The sequence below is a fragment of the Microbulbifer mangrovi genome (assembly GCF_002009015.1).
GTDB lineage: Bacteria > Pseudomonadota > Gammaproteobacteria > Pseudomonadales > Cellvibrionaceae > Microbulbifer > Microbulbifer mangrovi.
The window spans coordinates 1-356 of sequence record NZ_LZDE01000026.1 but is presented as its reverse complement, the minus strand read 5'-3'; the positions used below and the strand labels follow the sequence as shown (position 1 = coordinate 356).

The 356-nt window shown below is 46.3% G+C and carries 1 protein-coding gene; it reads left to right on the top strand.

The window, feature by feature from the left end:
• Nucleotides 1-40: 40 nt before the first annotated feature.
• Nucleotides 41-298: a hypothetical protein gene (locus B4U49_RS00120; RefSeq protein WP_078082609.1), complete on the top strand. Its 258-nt coding sequence runs from the start codon at nt 41-43 to the stop codon at nt 296-298.
• Nucleotides 299-356: the final 58 nt, after the last annotated feature.

Sequence of the window (356 nt, the reverse complement as noted above, 5' to 3'; positions counted from 1 at the left end):
GGCTGCGCCTGCGCTGGGCGTTAATGTCTGAGAAGTAGCTATGGAATGTCTTGCTAAAGCCGTAATACAGGCATTGATGTTTTTTGAACTGGTGGACGATAACGTTCTAGATCCGGATACGGCGCTAAAAAACGCCGAAAGTTTGATCGCGGAACTTGAAGATTGTAGTAATGAAGAGAAGTCGGAGTTACTCCGAACCTGTAAGGAAATGGCTATCAAGGAGAAGGGCGGATTAAATAGAGAAGATGTAGTCCAGTTTTTAGAGCGATTCGATGAATCTTATTTCCCCAATTACTAGCCGCGAGATAAGACATTAACAAGCGCAAGCAGTTTGCTACGGCCCTTCGGGCCTCCGC